Origin of the sequence: Sphingobacterium sp. UBA3549 (assembly GCF_002376635.1) — a bacterium.
Classification (GTDB): domain Bacteria; phylum Bacteroidota; class Bacteroidia; order Sphingobacteriales; family Sphingobacteriaceae; genus Sphingobacterium.
In genome coordinates this window covers 99406-114662 of the sequence record NZ_DFOE01000017.1, presented here as the reverse complement: position 1 = coordinate 114662, position 15257 = coordinate 99406, and the positions used below count along the sequence as shown (strand labels likewise).

Annotated in this window: 12 protein-coding genes; 4 read left to right on the top strand and 8 right to left on the bottom strand. The window is 39.5% G+C overall.

Going from position 1 to position 15257, the window contains the following annotated elements; genetic code table 11:
• Nucleotides 1-95 precede the first annotated feature (95 nt).
• The 3 genes from B2W36_RS09200 to B2W36_RS09190 all read left to right on the top strand — a co-directional run bounded on the left by B2W36_RS09200 (nucleotide 96) and on the right by B2W36_RS09190 (nucleotide 5004).
• Entirely contained in the window at nucleotides 96-1973 is a 1878-nt protein-coding gene (locus B2W36_RS09200; RefSeq protein ID WP_293887561.1) for a M1 family metallopeptidase, read from the top strand.
• 317 nt (nucleotides 1974-2290) lie between these two features.
• Nucleotides 2291-3418, top strand: coding sequence for a radical SAM family heme chaperone HemW (gene hemW / locus B2W36_RS09195; RefSeq protein WP_293887560.1), 1128 nt, complete (start codon nucleotides 2291-2293; stop codon nucleotides 3416-3418).
• Nucleotides 3419-3555: 137 nt separating this feature from the next.
• Nucleotides 3556-5004, top strand: coding sequence for a glyceraldehyde-3-phosphate dehydrogenase (locus tag B2W36_RS09190; protein ID WP_293887559.1), 1449 nt, complete (start codon nucleotides 3556-3558; stop codon nucleotides 5002-5004).
• 36 nt (nucleotides 5005-5040) lie between these two features.
• Here the strand turns inward: B2W36_RS09190 and B2W36_RS09185 are convergent, their stop codons facing one another.
• On the bottom strand, nucleotides 5041-6285 hold the full coding sequence (locus B2W36_RS09185; protein WP_293887558.1) for a 3-deoxy-D-manno-octulosonic acid transferase: 1245 nt from the start codon (nucleotides 6283-6285) through the stop codon (nucleotides 5041-5043).
• Nucleotides 6286-6459: 174 nt separating this feature from the next.
• Between B2W36_RS09185 and galE the strand changes: the two genes are divergently transcribed.
• Complete coding sequence (galE, locus tag B2W36_RS09180) at nucleotides 6460-7491, top strand: UDP-glucose 4-epimerase GalE (protein WP_209577534.1); 1032 nt, start codon at nucleotides 6460-6462, stop codon at nucleotides 7489-7491.
• Nucleotides 7492-7634: 143 nt separating this feature from the next.
• On the opposite strand, the gene B2W36_RS09175 is transcribed toward galE, so the two are convergent.
• The 7 genes from B2W36_RS09175 to B2W36_RS09145 all read right to left on the bottom strand — a co-directional run bounded on the left by B2W36_RS09175 (nucleotide 7635) and on the right by B2W36_RS09145 (nucleotide 15195).
• Entirely contained in the window at nucleotides 7635-8369 is a 735-nt protein-coding gene (locus B2W36_RS09175; protein WP_293887557.1) for a hypothetical protein, read from the bottom strand.
• 438 nt (nucleotides 8370-8807) lie between these two features.
• Nucleotides 8808-10550, bottom strand: coding sequence for a transcriptional regulator (locus B2W36_RS09170; protein WP_293887556.1), 1743 nt, complete (start codon nucleotides 10548-10550; stop codon nucleotides 8808-8810).
• Nucleotides 10551-10724: 174 nt separating this feature from the next.
• Nucleotides 10725-11306, bottom strand: a complete 582-nt coding sequence (locus tag B2W36_RS09165; protein ID WP_293887555.1) for a 5-formyltetrahydrofolate cyclo-ligase — start codon at nucleotides 11304-11306, stop codon at nucleotides 10725-10727.
• A gap of 252 nt (nucleotides 11307-11558) precedes the next feature.
• Nucleotides 11559-12119, bottom strand: coding sequence for an elongation factor P (gene efp / locus B2W36_RS09160; RefSeq protein WP_209577505.1), 561 nt, complete (start codon nucleotides 12117-12119; stop codon nucleotides 11559-11561).
• A 229-nt stretch (nucleotides 12120-12348) separates the two neighbouring features.
• Complete coding sequence (locus B2W36_RS09155) at nucleotides 12349-12978, bottom strand: ABC transporter ATP-binding protein (RefSeq protein WP_313447683.1); 630 nt, start codon at nucleotides 12976-12978, stop codon at nucleotides 12349-12351.
• Nucleotides 12979-12995: 17 nt separating this feature from the next.
• Nucleotides 12996-13784, bottom strand: a complete 789-nt coding sequence (lpxA, locus tag B2W36_RS09150) for an acyl-ACP--UDP-N-acetylglucosamine O-acyltransferase (RefSeq protein ID WP_293882618.1) — start codon at nucleotides 13782-13784, stop codon at nucleotides 12996-12998.
• A 10-nt stretch (nucleotides 13785-13794) separates the two neighbouring features.
• A complete protein-coding gene (locus B2W36_RS09145; protein ID WP_209577816.1) occupies nucleotides 13795-15195 on the bottom strand; it encodes a bifunctional UDP-3-O-[3-hydroxymyristoyl] N-acetylglucosamine deacetylase/3-hydroxyacyl-ACP dehydratase in 1401 nt (466 codons plus the stop codon).
• Between the last annotated feature and the right edge of the window lie 62 nt (nucleotides 15196-15257).

Genomic DNA, 15257 nt, shown 5'->3' with positions numbered 1-15257 from the left:
CATCCAATGGTAGATTTTCGTCAAGATTTGATGACATTAGCGTCATCAAGCACCTATAAGCGCCATTTATTGAGACAATTTTGTAAGTTTGAGACATGAAAATTAAAATTATATCCTTTTTTACACTTGCATGTGTATTCAATATTTGGGGGGCAGTAGTGAAGGCCCAAAGGAAAGGATTCTGGCAACAGAAAGTTGACTACAAAATGGACGTCAACGTGGATGAAAAAGCATATCAATACGATGGAAAAATGATCTTGAAGTATAGCAATAATTCAGGTCAGTCCCTAAAAAAGGTCTATTTCCATCTATACTTCAATGCTTTTCAACCAGGATCGATGATGGATTATCGCTTAAAAAACATCAGTGATCCCGACAAGCGCATGGTGATTAATGTAGGTACGAAAGAAAAACCAATATATCAAAGCCGTATCGGAGAGCTCCAAACCAATCAAATAGGTTATCAAAAAATCAAAAGCTTAACAATGAATGGGGCTCATACCTCATTTAAAATTGATGGGACCATCTTGGAGGTCACTCTACCGTCGGTTATACAAGATGGCGAAACAGTCCGTTTTGACATGGAGTGGACCGCTCAAGTGCCAGAACAAATCCGAAGAACTGGCCGAAATTCTGCCGAAGGAGTAGCACTCTCTATGGCGCAATGGTATCCAAAAATGGCTCAATTTGATGAATTCGGCTGGCATTTAGATGAATATACAGGCCGTGAATTCATTGCTCCCTTTGGTAATTTCGATGTGACCATACGGCTCAACAAAAATTATGTAGTCGGTGCATCAGGTGTTCTTCAGAACCCAGCAGAAGTAAAAGGTTATCAACCGAAAGCAAAGATAAAACTAGACGGCAATAAAGCTACCTGGCATTATAAGGCCCAAAATATCCATGACTTTGTATGGGCCGCGGATCCCAAGTTTGTCGTAGATTCAGCTTCAAGTAAAAACGGAATAAAAGTGTATACCGTATTTTTGCCAACCGACAAAGAAGTGATATCCAATTGGAAAACAGCGATAGGTCTATCCACCGAATTCTTCGATTTCTGTAGTGCAAAGTTTGGAAAATACCCTTGGCCAACATATACCATTATTCAAGGTGGCGATGGGGGAATGGAGTATGGTACCGCTACGCTGATCACCGGTGGACGCAATCTAAAAAGCCTTGTTGGTGTAATATTCCACGAATCAGCACACTCTTGGTACCAGCAATTATTTGGAATCAACGAAACTGTAGATGAGTGGTTTGATGAAGGCTTTACCTCCTATGTCGAAGAGCTTGCCATGCAGCATATCTTTGAAAAAAGAGGAGCCATAGCATCCAACCCGCAAATTGCAGCTTACCGTGGTTATTACAAATTAGCGCTTTCTGGTAAAGAAGAACCGATGAGCTTATTGGCCGATTATTATAACACCAATTATGGATACAGCAACGAAGCATACAACAAAGGTGCTGTACTTGCAGAGCAGCTGGGTTATATTATTGGACAGGAAAACTTAGAGAAAACCTTTCTGAAATTTTATGATCTCTGGAAGTTTAAACATCCGACCCCTAATGATTTCAAACGCGTTGCTGAAGAAGTTTCGGGGATCAACCTGAAATGGTATTTCAACCTGTTTATCAATACCACCCGTCAAATCGATTACGCCATTGAAAAAGTAACAGATAAAGAAATTCTTTTGGCTAACAAGTCTAATTTCGCCATGCCACTGGATGTTCTCGTAGAATACACCGATGGAAGCAAGGAACTCTTTTATATCCCTTTGCGTGAAATGCGTGGAGAAAAACCGGAAGAACATTTTGACATTTACAAAGGTGTTAAAAGAACCGTGCTCGAAGACTGGTTCTGGACTAAACCCGATTATACCATTCCGCTATCAAAGACACCAAAAGCAGTAACAATTGATCCTTCACTGCGCTTGGCAGATGTAGAATCGTCAAATAACACCTTTAGCAAATAACGAAACACAGGCTATCGCAGCATAAAGGACAAAAAACAGCTTCCAATCCAAGTATATTCAATACGGTTTGGAAGCTATTTTTTTATTTTGGACACTTTCGTCGCAAATTGGATACCCATTATCGCAAATCCCTCTTGCTTGGCTGCCCGTGATGGAAGTCATAAAATATTCATCCTATGCTAAAGCCAATACATGGATGGCTACTTTTAAGGGCTATCCAGTGAAATACAACACGTATTGCGCCGACAAGAGCCTATAGGAGAAGAAATCATACGAATAAAGAGCCAAGTTGATTAGGTCTTGGTATATTTGTACCTATGATTTATGTCCATATCCCATTCTGTAAACAGGCTTGCCATTATTGCGATTTCCATTTTAGCACTTCACTTCAGTACAAAAGCGAGATGATCAATGCTATAAAACGGGAAATTGCGCTTAGAGCAGTGTATTTGGAAGACAAAAAGATCGAGTCTATCTATTTTGGCGGCGGCACACCGTCCTTATTGGAAGCGGATGAGATCGCGCGGATCATCGAGACGATCGCGAAGCATTTTGATATTGCAGATCACGCTGAAATTACACTAGAAGCCAATCCAGACGATCTAAATGCCGCCAAAGTAAACAGTCTGCGGAATACAGCAATCAATCGATTCAGCATAGGTATACAATCATTCTTTGAGGAAGATCTCAAATGGATGAACAGAGCGCATAATCAACAGGAAGCAGTCGCATCGATAATGCGTGTGCAAGATGCAGGCTTTGAAAATATTACCTGTGACCTTATTTATGGCTATCCGTTATTGACAACGGAAAAATGGCGTCATAATATGCAACAACTGATTGACTTTGAAATTCCTCATATTTCTTCCTACTCCATGACTGTGGAAAAGAAAACAGCATTAGATCACTTTATAAATAAAGGGATAACTCCAGCCATAGATTCTGATCAGGCAGCTGATCAGATGAGTCTTCTTATTCATACCTTGAAATCCGCGGGATATGAGCAGTACGAAATTTCCAATTTTGCAAAAAACGGCTGTTATGCTCGTCACAATACAAATTATTGGAAAGGCAAACATTATCTTGGCATCGGCCCTTCAGCTCATTCATTCAATGGAACTTCAAGGTCATGGAATGTTTCTAATAATGCTAAATATATGACATCCATTAATTTAGACCAACTTCCCCTGGAAATTGAGGAGCTTTCCACGCTTGACCAGATCAATGAAAATATCATGACATCGTTGCGAACCATGTGGGGACTAGATCTAATTGCACTGGAAAGTAAGTTTGGACGATCCGTTAAAGATCGCGTCTTAAAAGAAGCTGAACCATTTATAGCAGCGAAGAATCTTATTTTGGAGCCAAACAACTTACGTTTAACAGATGCGGGTAAATTAATGGCCGATCGCATCATGTCTGATTTATTTATAATAGAAGATTAGCAAATAAAGATATTATATTTTATAAAATCATTAATACAAAAAGCGATTTAGCGCTAAAAATTGTGAAAATGGAAATTTAAGACAGTTTTCTACCTACTTTGTCCTATGTTTGTAACATAATCTATTATAAAATTATTATGTCACACAAGCCATCTTTTGACTTAGAGATCAAAAGTTACAGAGAGCAACATAATGCTGCCGTAAACTTAATTCAAATTGTCAGCAACCTGTGGTATAACCACGCCGTAGAGCTCGTATTCTTTCGAAATCGACTCTTTGATGCAAAACCGAGTGCTATCCTAAACCTGATTCAGGAAAGTGCCCTGCTTACCGACGAGCCGGTCGACATTCTTGACACACTGCAAATCGCACAGCTATTGGAAAAATCGCCACTTTCTCCCGCTCGTATTGACCTTGGGAAACTCACTTTACAGGCCAAGAAAAAAACCTTTTCCGCTAATGACCTACACAATTTCATTACTGCGGAGTTACAGGACATGCATCAACAGGAGAAATTAAAGCCACGTGATGTGGTGCTTTATGGCTTTGGTCGTATCGGTCGCTTACTGGCCCGTGAACTTATGCTTAACACCGGTGCGGGACAGCAGCTTCGTCTCCGCGCCATTGTAACTCGCGACGTCAATGATAGCAAATCGATTCTGAAAAGAGCGGCACTATTAAAAACGGATTCCATACACGATGCATTCGAAGGCGATGTGCAGGCCGATATAGCAAATCCGGCACTCGTCATCAATGGAATTACCGTCCATCTGATCTCCGCAAAACAACCCGAGGATATTGATTACACAATCTATGGTATAGAAAATGCTTTAATCATCGACAATACAGGGGCTTTTCGCGATGCGCAGGAACTTAGTCGCCACCTGAAATCCAAAGGCGCCGAACAAGTATTATTAACAGCTCCCGGGAAAGGGGTCCCAAATATCGTATATGCGGTCAACGAAAATGATAGCGATTTGCAAAAACATAAGATCTTTTCCGCGGCCTCTTGTACCACTAATGCGATATCTCCCATTTTAGCTGTACTTGAAAATACAATAGGAATAGATAGAGGGCATATTGAAACCATACACTCCTATACCAACGACCAGAATCTTGTCGACAATATGCACAAGAAATCCAGGCGGGGCCGGGCCGCCGCACTCAATATGGTCATCACCGAAACTGGAGCAGGGGACGCCGTTGCAAAAGTGTTGCCTTCGCTAACGGGCAAACTGACTTCAAACGCTATTCGTGTTCCCGTCCCAAATGGGTCATTGGCGATATTAAATCTTCAAATCAAATCCAAAACTACGGTCAACGAAATCAATGCCCTTTTAAAAAAGGCATCGCTGCAGGGTAACCTTGTTGAACAGATTATGTTTTCCAAAAACAATGAACTTGTTTCATCGGATATCATTGGCACCAGTGCCGCTGCTATAGTCGATGCTCCAGCAACAATAGTTTCTGCGGACGGCAAAAATATTGTTCTGTATATCTGGTACGATAATGAATATGGATACTCACATCAGGTAATGCGCTTATCCCGCCATATAACCGGTGTAAGAAGATATACTTACTATTAAACTGTAAAACATAAGCGGTAGCTGTATAGCCGCCGCTTATACTTTAACAAGATTACTTTTAAGGTATTTCATAATAATCGGCGTTGCTCCAGCGTTTTGCAGCACATATTCACGGGCCAACTTTCCCGCTTCCTGGCGGAAACCGCAATCTTGAAGAGCAGCAAAAGCTTTATGGAGTTCTTTACCACTTTCAATAGAAAAACCTGCACCATTCTGTACAAGATCCTTCGCCTCCTGAAACTTTTTGAAATTTGGACCAAATAGAACCGGTATGCCATAAGTTGCGGCCTCCAGCGTATTATGTATTCCCACCCCAAATCCACCACCAATATAGGCTATTTGGCCATAACCATACAACGAAGCAAGCATACCAATGTTGTCGATAACCAATACACGAGCGTCTGCTATTGTAACAGCATCATAACTAGCCATATTCGAAAAGCGGAGCGCATTTGGCCAAAGAGCGAAAATACTCGCCAAATGTGACTCATGAATCTCGTGCGGAGCCAAGATGAGTTTATAGGCCGGATAATCCGCAAACAATTCTCTTAGCATTTGTTCATCTTGTGGCCAGGTACTTCCAGCCACCAAAGTTGGATGTTCACCAATAAATTGGATGACCTCAGGAATCATTTTCTTACTTTTAGGGAGGTCTACTACCCGATCAAATCGGGTATCTCCTGCAAGCCCGGCGTTGCGTATCCCAAATTCTTTTAAAAGACGGACACTTTCTTCATTTTGCACAAAAAAGTAAGTCACATAGCCTAAAATCTTAAGAAAAAAGTTACCATATGTCTGAAAAAAGATCTGATCGGGTCTAAATATTGCTGAGATCAAAAACAAAGGAATGCCCCGTCTATACAGACCCTCAAAGAAATAATACCAATATTCATATTTCGTGAATACGGTGAAGCTTGGGTTGATGAGGTCAAGAAAAAGTCGCGCATTCTGCGCCGTATCATAGGGAAGATAAAACACATAATCGGCCAAAGCCGTATTTTTTCGGATCTCAAAGCCCGAGGGAGAGTAAAATGTTACAATTATTTTATGATCAGAATACGTATTTCTTACAGACTCCAAAACAGGTCTTCCTTGCTCAAATTCTCCCAACGAAGCAAAATGAAACCAGATATGTTTTTGGGTAGAATCAACCGTTTGTTTCATCCTTTGATACCAGTCTTTCCGCCCTGTTACCATGAGCCTGGCCTTACCATGAAAAGGAGCTAAAATACGCAGTAAGAGTCCATAAAGAACGATTCCAATTGAATAAAGCAAACGCATGTTTTTAAAATAATGTTTATCTTAGTCAAAGATATTAAACCCATTTCATTAAAAGGAAGCCATGAGTGGAAAATAAAAATCAAAATTATCCGCGTGCCGAAGCATAGGGAACAATATCTTATATTTTGCCTTACCTGCAAGACAGAAAGACTTTACTTACTATAATCAACAATAATGAACAAAAAAATATTAGTCACAGGAGGAACGGGTTACATCGGTTCGCATACCGTAGTCGAACTACATCAAGCAGGATACATACCTGTCATCATAGACGATCTATCCAATTCAAACATCAAGATTTTGGATCAGATTGAGAAGATTATCGGGGTTAAACCCGAATTTCACCAATTTGACCTGTGTGATACAAACCGTGTGAACGAATTTGTTAAAGAAAATACGGATATATCAGGGATTATCCACTTTGCCGCGTCAAAGGCTGTAGGCGAATCTGTCAAAAAACCTTTAAAATATTACCACAACAATTTTTTCTCATTAATCAATTTGTTAGAAGCTTATCAAAATAAGCCGATTAATTTTGTTTTCTCTTCAAGCTGTACTGTATATGGCGAACCAGATACACTTCCTGTCAATGAAAGTGCACCTGTCAAAAGAGCGACTTCCCCTTATGGTAATACCAAACAAATTGCGGAGGAAATTCTCGAAGAAACAGCTACTGCATACGATAACTATAATATTATTGCATTGCGCTACTTCAATCCCGTTGGAGCACATGAGTCCGCACTGATAGGCGAATTGCCAAACGGTGTGCCTCAGAATTTATTACCATTCATTACACAGACCGCAATCGGTAAAAGAGAAAAACTAACAGTTTTCGGTGACGATTACGACACCATAGATGGCTCGTGCGTAAGGGATTATATCCATGTGGTTGATTTGGCAAAAGCACACGTTGCAGCAATCAACTTATTGGACAAAGGAAATCCGAACGGGAAATATGATGTATTCAATGTGGGTACCGGCAAGGGGTATTCAGTACTCGAAGCCATCAAAGCGTTTGAAAAAGCATCCGGTCAAAAATTGAATTATGAAATTGGCCCACGCCGGGATGGTGATGTCATCAAGGTTTATGGTGATGTGACCAAATCTGCGGAACAACTGCATTGGAAAGCCGAACTGGGAATTGATGAAATGATGGCTTCTGCTTGGGCTTGGGAAAAAAATCTGAAAGAAAATCCACTGGATTAAATAGGCCCCATTGAGCTCTACATTTAATATGACCGTCCAGGGCACTGAGACGGTCATATTTTTGGTCATAGTAAATTGGATTGTTTGGCTCCTTTCTCTTTTTGCAGAAAAAACTCCCCGATCCGCAGCTCATCTTATCCGTCTCAAAGCTGAAAAGCAGCCATAATAGAAGCTGGATTAAAATTTACTTCATTGAGTACATTTGACCGATAGCTCCCTTTTTCCAGATAGAGCATCGTAAACCCAACAAATATTGAACTACCGACAAAATCGCCACATTTAATGATCAAGTTTTTTGCCGGTATCACATTCTCTCTATACTTAATATCGTATTCCCACTCTACCTCTTTTATCTCTGTGGGCTCAAACTCATCAAAATCAAATGAGAAGGCATGAAATTTGAATACCACCGCATTGCATTTGTCAGGAAGGGCCAGCGCTCTTTTGATATCAAACTCCGGGAATGATATTTTAAGATCTTTCTTCTTGTTCAGGGAAACTACCGGATCGATAAAAAAATAATCCTGCATGTGACAGTTTTCATTGAACTGAAAATTCACCAATCTATCCAATATGCTGTTGCTCGGTGTGCGGCTTCCCTTTTCGCAATCATGATTTGTTTTTATTGCCCGGTAGATCTGCCTATTTAGCCGATTGCCCATCTGCCCATCATGAAGCCCTTGATGTATTTCGCCGAAACACATCCGGATCAGTGCGCCAGCACGACTTACATTTCCAAAATCTTTACTAGCTCTTTTGGTATCATCAGTCTGTTTGACACGATGTGGTCTGCTCTGCAGGTAGTTTTTATTGCCAACTTTTCTATTCACCAGCGGACCGACCAGGCCCCTGATAAATCCATTATCATTTATTCCCATACCTAAAGATACCACAGTAAAGCCCTGTTGTCAAGCATCTTGTTGATTTTTAAGGATTTCCAAATTTGAGTAAAATGACAATTGTAAATCTTGTAATTTTCAGGGGACTTTGTTGTGAATAGCGTATGGACAACTTCGCCCCGTGCTCGCCCTGCTCCCGAGTAGTAAAAAACATGCAGGCACAGTGAAAGCACCTTAAAAGGTGGACTCAAGGTGGACTCACTGTACACTCAAGCTGCTTACAGGGCGAACTTGGCAATAACATGGTCTTAACTTGCCCCCTATCAAACGGCTCTGTCATCCGAAGGCCGAAACTAGAGTGCCCCAACTACGCTATACTATAGCTTTTTGAGAGATCCCATAGTTGAGTCATCTGTATTCATATGATTCATCAAGAAGCGAATTAATTTAAACTCCTCCACTAGTGATCGCGCCCATTTAAACAAATTCTTTGTCGGAAATGTATTCCATAAGCACCCCAGCCTGATCTCCAAGTTTCTTTTTCAAACGCTGCATCGATTTTTTGATCGCATCTGGAGTAACCCCTAAAACATTGGCGACTTCCTTATTATTAAGTCCCAGTTTCATCAGTACAATTACACGTAAATTGGATTCGGTGATATCGGAAAATTTAGATTGTATTTCTTGTAATAGATTAGGAAATTCTTTCATAATCAGCAGCTTAAATTCCTGCCATTTTTCCTCTGTAATCAAGTGCGACTGCAATAAGATTTTAAGCTCCTCGCGATCTCTTTCAACATTGTTGCCCTTTTCCGCTAGTAATGCTGAGAGCACATTGATCTGTTCATTGTTTCGCTTAAGATAAGCCACATATTCTTCAACCTGACTTTTTGAACTCATTAGTTCCCTATCTAATTCAGCCTTTGTATACTTCAGGTTGAGTAGCTGATATTCATAATCGCGAATACGTTTTCTTGCCCGATAGCGAACGGCGTTGTAAACAAAGAAAAATAACACCAACACCAATAAACTTAATATGAGCCATAATCTTCTTTCGGCTTGCTTTTTCTTAATTACCGCCTGCGCTAAAGATAATTTATCCGCATATTTCTGTTTATCTGCCATAAATTTCAATTGGGATAATACAGGATCTCCATCGAGAAATCGTAACGAGTCCTGCAGGCGTTCAATCCTCCTACGTGCATCTAATTCATGCCCAATTTCCCGATTATGAATGGCCAAATGTAATTTATGAATTTCAAGTTCCAATATTGTCTTCTTATCATCTGAACCTGATAAAAGCAACTCGGCCTCGCTAATCATGTGAGGAACATCAGTTATTTCTTGTCTGGCAATATTTAGTCTAATCTGCATCATTAAGGCAAAAATCGTATTTCGTTTATCACCTATTGATCTAGAAATTTCAAGATCCTTCTCCAACAGTGATAAGGCCTTACGATAGTCTTTCATACCTTCGAAGACAGCGGCCTGATTGCCCAAAATCTTCGCGTAGCGCAATGAATCATTCTCCGCAAGAGCCAAGGATTGAGCGAGCTCAAAATTTTTCATGGCCTGCACTGTATCCCCCCCACTTTTAAGCGTCAACATCCCTAAATTGTCTAGAATTTCGGCCCTCAATCTAGGCGGAATTGTTTCCTGTTGTTGGCCTAAGGTCAAGTACTTGATTCCAGACGTATAATCACCCAAGGTCCCAAAAAAATAACCAAGCTTTTTATAGGTCTGTATGATATCCAACACCAGTTCTTTCGGTATATCTTCAAGGCCTTTTTCGCCTTCAAGAATAAATGGCAAAGCTTCAGATGCTTTTAAACATCTATAAAGATAAAAGCCATACATGACTTTCACCCAAGTTTTCACATTTTGATAACTGTATCCCCCATCTAGATCCAATGCTTTAAGATAGTATTTATCGCTAAAGCTATTTCGCTTTCCTTCATCATTAAAAGACTGGTCGGCCAGCAAACAATAATAGATTGCAAGAAGCGCCTTATCATTTTTTCGTACAGCTTGGCTAAAATACGGTGCTAGATATTTACTCAACGCCAAATTGGAAGATTGATGTTTCGTGGATTCTTTTATGATTGTTTCATAAAAATTTTTTTCTTCCATCGAGGAGTTTGAACTCATCAGCCCCATTCCACGAGCAATGTGAAACGGTATAATCGCTAACAAAAAAACAATTAGAAAAAATCTAGACATATTGGCGCAGGCATTGAAAATCGCATTAAAAATAAAAAATAATTTTAATTAAATCACCATGGGGCCAAATCAAACCAAAATTGGAGGATGATCCACCTACCGTAGGCTATTATAGAAAACAGATCGTATACTAGTGATATGCGCAGGATAGGGCCTGATTATTTCAACTAAATCCTATTCATTGACAAAATGATAGATATGATAGGGTGTTACCGCCTGAGTTAACTGAACATCATGTTCGTTTCGATCCGTAATAACGTCAATCGGCTCAAAAAAAGACAATCCAATACGCTGAACATCAACTTTACATTGAGAAAAGAAACGGTCATAAAAGCCTTTTCCATATCCCACTCTATAGCCAAAAAGATCAAAGATCAACAAGGGCACAAGAACCATATCGATATCCGACGGAGCAACTTCAGCACCTGCAGTTGGTTCTGATATTCCCCATGCATTCTTTTCAAATCTCATTTGCTTATCAAATAGATAATGCTTCATCGAATAGTCTTCAAAATTAGATCTTGAAACAGCGATTTTTATCTGAGGATGAAATTCTTGAACGTAATTTATGATAGCATACGTATTTGGCTCGTGATATTTTTCAATAGGAATAAAAACATGTAAAAGATTTACTTTGGAGAGATCAATTTTCATAAATTGGTTCAGAAGCATGCTATTGAGGGCTGTCTCTCTAGCGATAGACAATTGACATCTCTTCGCTCTGTATGTATGCCTAAGCTCATTCTTCGATTTCATCTAAATAATTTTTTCATGACAAAACAACTCCTATCGATAACTTAAAGATGGCATTCCATTGGGCTCATTCAACCATAAACAAAGATACCCCATCATCCATTGCATTCACATAAGCTATAAGATCAAGTCGAACCTCCCCAAAGACTAAAAAGTCCAATGGTCTACTTTATTGAACTTTATAAGGATAAAAAAACGGCCTTGTAGCGAGCGCTAACAAGACCGAATAATCAACCTAAACCTAAAATCTTTATGTTATTTTACGCGCTCGATATAGTTACCAGTTTGCGTATCAACTCTTACTTTCTCACCTTGATTAATGAACAACGGCACCATAATCTCGACACCTGTCTCTACAGTTGCCTTTTTTAATGCATTTGTAGACGTATCTCCCTTTACTGCCGGTTCGGTATATGTAATTTCCAATTCAACACTTTTCGGTGCTTCTGCCATGATAGGTTCATCACTTTCAAAAGCAATAATGACAGTCATTCCCTCTTTCAAGAAACGGGCTGAATCACCAAACAAAAACTTAGGAATATTAAATTGCTCGTAGGTACTATTATCCATTACAACGAAGAATTCACCATCTTCATATAAATACTGATAATCGTTTGTTTCTACGCGTGCAATTTCCACAGATTCGTCAACTCTAAAACGATACTCAACTAATTTACCCGTTTTAACATTGCGCATTCTAGCTTGATAAAACGCGCGCAAATTGCCTGGTGTACGGTGTATATATTCTTCCACGGAAACTAATTCTCCGTTAAATCTTAAAATATTTCCTGATTTTACCTCTGATGCCTTAGCCATTCTTTGAATTGAACTTTAAACGGTTATCTCATTATTGAGTCGTCAAAAATACAAAAACTAATTGTGTTATAAAAATTTCCTTCACTACTTTTTATGGAAAAAGCTATTTTCAATAGGAAGAAAAATCAGCGTTAGCGTTCGGAAGGTAAATACACTAAAAATGCATTTTTTTAGGGTTTATGTACACAGCGATCGAGGTGAAGGAAAGGGTTATGGAAACCCGTAATAATTAGATTTTAAAGTCCAGAATTGAAATATGTTCATCACAAAACGCATATTCTTTTTTCTGATTCGAACAGACGACAAGAATTCTAGATTTTAACTTCGTGCGATCGATTAAAGTTAAGTACCACTCTTCACCGGAACTATCCAAATTACTTGTAGGTTCGTCCAACATGACCAACGAAGATGCGGAACAACATGCTAGTACCAACTTTACCCGCTGTCGCATACCGGATGAAAAAAAACGTATCTCTCTGTCAAGCGCATGTTCCAGTCCCAATAAGCTGATAACAGTTTCTTTATCAAAAGAAGGAAGATAGCTTTTAAATTTAAAATGGAAATCAATCAGCTCCATTAAAGTAAATTCCTCTATCAATTCAACGTATGGAGCTGCAAGAGAAAGTTGCTGATATACTTGATCCACACCTAAGACTTCGTCTCCATAGTTATAGACCAATTCACCTTCAGAAGGTGTCAAACTACTCGAAAGCACTTTCAGAAAAGTAGATTTTCCCGAGCCATTATGACCGAGGATGGCATAACTCTTTCCGGACTCAAAGGTATAGTTTATATGCCTAAAAATCCATTCATTATTATACCTCCTACCAATATCCTTTAATGTAATTTTCAAATTCACAAGAACCGATAATGCGATTACATCGCTCTATTATTGAATCCTTTCATGATACCTCGGCCCGAATTCCGAATAAAATCCAAAATTTCGTCCCGAATTTCTGTTGCTTGATATTCAGCCTCTATAATTTCTATAGCCTTCGCTAAATTTCTATTTTGGACAAAAAGAATTCGATAGAGGTTCTGAATTTCGGCGATCTGATCTTCCGAAAATCCTCTTCTTCTTAATCCAACCGAATTAATCCCTGCATAAGAAATAGGTTCGCGCGCCGCTTTAACAAAGGGGGGGATATCCTTACGTACCAATGAACCACCGGTAACAAATGCATGCGAACCAATTTTGACAAATTGATGAACAGCTACCATCCCAGCCAGTACGACATAATCACCCACGGTAATATGTCCTGCAAGCGTACTGTTATTTGAGAAAACACAATTATCACCTACTTCACAATCATGCGCAACATGACTATATGCTTGAATTAGACAATTTTTCCCAATGACTGTTTTATATCTATCTTTGGTGCCTCTATTGATTGTTACACACTCCCGTATGGTCGTATTATCACCAATTTCCGCTGTTGTAATCTCACCATCAAATTTTAAATCTTGAGGCTCTCCAGAAATTACGGCACCGGGATATATTTTACAATTTTTTCCTATTCGTGCTCCATCCATAATCGTCACATTTGAGCCTATCCAAGTGCCTTCACCAATGATGACGTCTTTATAAATGGTTACAAATGGTTCGATGACCACATTTTTAGCAATTTTTGCTTCAGGATGAATATAAGCTAATGGCTGTATCATCTATACTACTTTAGTTGTTATTTACTCTTACGATCTGAGCCATAAGCTCGGCTTCACATACGATCTTCTCTCCTACCATGGCCACACCTTTCATTTTTGCGATACCTCTTCGAATCGGCTCCATCAAATCGCATCTAAAAATAACAGAATCTCCGGGGGTTACCTGCGCTTTAAAACGGGCATTTTCAATTTTCAGAAATAAAGTCAGCCAATTTTCCGGATCAGGAACTGTTTTAAGAACCAAAATTCCTCCTGTCTGCGCCATAGCCTCTACTTGCAATACGCCTGGAAATAATGGCGCTCCAGGAAAATGTCCCATAAATAAATCTTCGTTCATGGTAACATTCTTCAAGCCCACCACATGTGTTTCGGTCAATTCAAGAATCTTATCCACCATAAGCATAGGTTGACGATGCGGCAAAATCTTCATAATTTCTACCGTATCGTATAATGCTGGCATATTAGGATCGTAAACTTTAATTTTTTTACGTGTTTTATCTTTCTTAATCTGCTCCTTTATCTTTTTCGCAAAGGCAACATTGGCGGCATGCCCCGGCCGAGCAGCCATAATATGGCCTTTCAGCGGTCGCCCAACGAGTGCCAAATCTCCAACCATATCCAACAGTTTATGTCGGGCAGGTTCATTTTGGTAGCGTAATTGATTATTGTTTAATATTCCTTCTTTGGCAACTGCTACGGTTTCTTTATGAAAAAGATGAGCTAATTTCTGTAATTCTTCAGGTGAAGTCTCCTTATCCACAATAACAATGGCATTACTTAGGTCACCGCCTTTAATAAGCCCATGATCCACCAACATTTCTAACTCATGCAAAAAGCAAAAGGTACGTGAAGATGAAATTTCGGATTTAAAATCGTCAATTGAAGTAATCGCAGCATGTTGGCTTCCCAACACCGGCGAGTTAAAATCGATCATGCAGGTCATCCTATAGCCATCCATCGGCATCCCCAATATCTCGACTTTACGATCAGGCTCTGCATAATGGATATTATTGGAAATCTCATAATAATCTCTGTCAGCATCCTGCTCCTCAAACCCTGCCTCTTCAAGCAGCTTTACAAAAATAGCTGAACTTCCATCTAAGATAGGTATCTCGGGACCATCTATATCAATCAGGACGTTATCAATTTGTAAACCAATTAACGACGCCATCAAATGTTCAATTGTACTAACACTTGCACCATTCTGAGTAATTGTCGTCCCCCTCGAAGTGTCTGTCACGTTATCTGCATCAACCAAAATTTCTGGCTGCCCCTCCAAGTCTACACGTCTGAACTTAAACCAGTGATTTTCCGGAGCTGGTTTAATGGTCATCGATACAATTTTCCCTGTATGAAGACCTACCCCCGAAATCTCAACCTCGTTTTTGATGGTTCGCTGTTTTACATTCATTTCTAATAACATATTTTTAAATCAAAACTTCTTTTGACAAAACATTTATTGATTGTGCTATA

Bases quoted from the DNA above. Each gene is read 5' to 3' on its own strand.
- B2W36_RS09200 (WP_293887561.1), top strand. From the start codon at position 96: ATGAAAATTAAAATTATATCCTTTTTTACACTTGCATGTGTATTCAAT.
- hemW (WP_293887560.1), top strand. From the start codon at position 2,291: ATGATTTATGTCCATATCCCATTCTGTAAACAGGCTTGCCATTATTGC.
- B2W36_RS09190 (WP_293887559.1), top strand. From the start codon at position 3,556: ATGTCACACAAGCCATCTTTTGACTTAGAGATCAAAAGTTACAGAGAG.
- B2W36_RS09185 (WP_293887558.1), bottom strand. From the start codon at position 6,285: ATGCGTTTGCTTTATTCAATTGGAATCGTTCTTTATGGACTCTTACTG.
- galE (WP_209577534.1), top strand. From the start codon at position 6,460: ATGAACAAAAAAATATTAGTCACAGGAGGAACGGGTTACATCGGTTCG.
- B2W36_RS09175 (WP_293887557.1), bottom strand. From the start codon at position 8,369: ATGGGAATAAATGATAATGGATTTATCAGGGGCCTGGTCGGTCCGCTG.
- B2W36_RS09170 (WP_293887556.1), bottom strand. From the start codon at position 10,550: ATGTCTAGATTTTTTCTAATTGTTTTTTTGTTAGCGATTATACCGTTT.
- B2W36_RS09165 (WP_293887555.1), bottom strand. From the start codon at position 11,306: ATGAAATCGAAGAATGAGCTTAGGCATACATACAGAGCGAAGAGATGT.
- efp (WP_209577505.1), bottom strand. From the start codon at position 12,119: ATGGCTAAGGCATCAGAGGTAAAATCAGGAAATATTTTAAGATTTAAC.
- lpxA (WP_293882618.1), bottom strand. From the start codon at position 13,784: ATGATACAGCCATTAGCTTATATTCATCCTGAAGCAAAAATTGCTAAA.
- B2W36_RS09145 (WP_209577816.1), bottom strand. From the start codon at position 15,195: ATGAATGTAAAACAGCGAACCATCAAAAACGAGGTTGAGATTTCGGGG.